Source organism: Phyllobacterium phragmitis (assembly GCF_002980495.1).
GTDB classification, from domain to species: domain Bacteria; phylum Pseudomonadota; class Alphaproteobacteria; order Rhizobiales; family Rhizobiaceae; genus Paramesorhizobium; species Paramesorhizobium phragmitis.
Genome location: NZ_PVBR01000094.1, coordinates 1 through 473 on the forward strand (window position 1 = coordinate 1; position 473 = coordinate 473).

General features: G+C 66.8%; 1 protein-coding gene. It reads right to left on the minus strand.

The genetic code is table 11. The features are described 5' to 3' along the window. On the minus strand, positions 1 to 473 hold a 473-nt coding region (locus C5748_RS28425), incomplete at both ends, for a hypothetical protein (RefSeq protein ID WP_158259953.1).

Below are 473 nucleotides of genomic sequence, written 5' to 3' on the forward strand. Positions count from 1 at the left end.
GTCGCGGTGCCGTCCGGCGTCGCGAGTTTGGACCATGTGCTGCCGCCGCCCTGGGTGACCTTGTAGTTCATCTGCAGCGTACCCGGCTGCGGCTGCGCCTCCGAACCGGACGGGCCGTAGCCCGCCAGATAGGCCTGCGGCACGACGATCGGCTGCGGATCGCCCTTGAGGATCGGATCGCCATTAGCGACGATGAGATCCACCGTGCAGATGTTCTTCACCACAGCCCCCGTCAGCGCATCCTTGCCCGCCAGATAGGCATAGAGCGTGATCGTGTCGCCGATCGCCACCGTGCCGGGATAGTGCTGGATGAACACCGGCAGGCCGGTTACGAGCGCCCCCTGCACCATCGTCTGGCTGGCGATGTCCTTGGCAGCGATGGTCGAGCCCGGCACCTGGATCGTGGGCGCCTCCAGATCGCCCACTGTTTGCGGCCCGGTCTGCGCATTGCCGATCGGGCCGGCCTTGAAGGG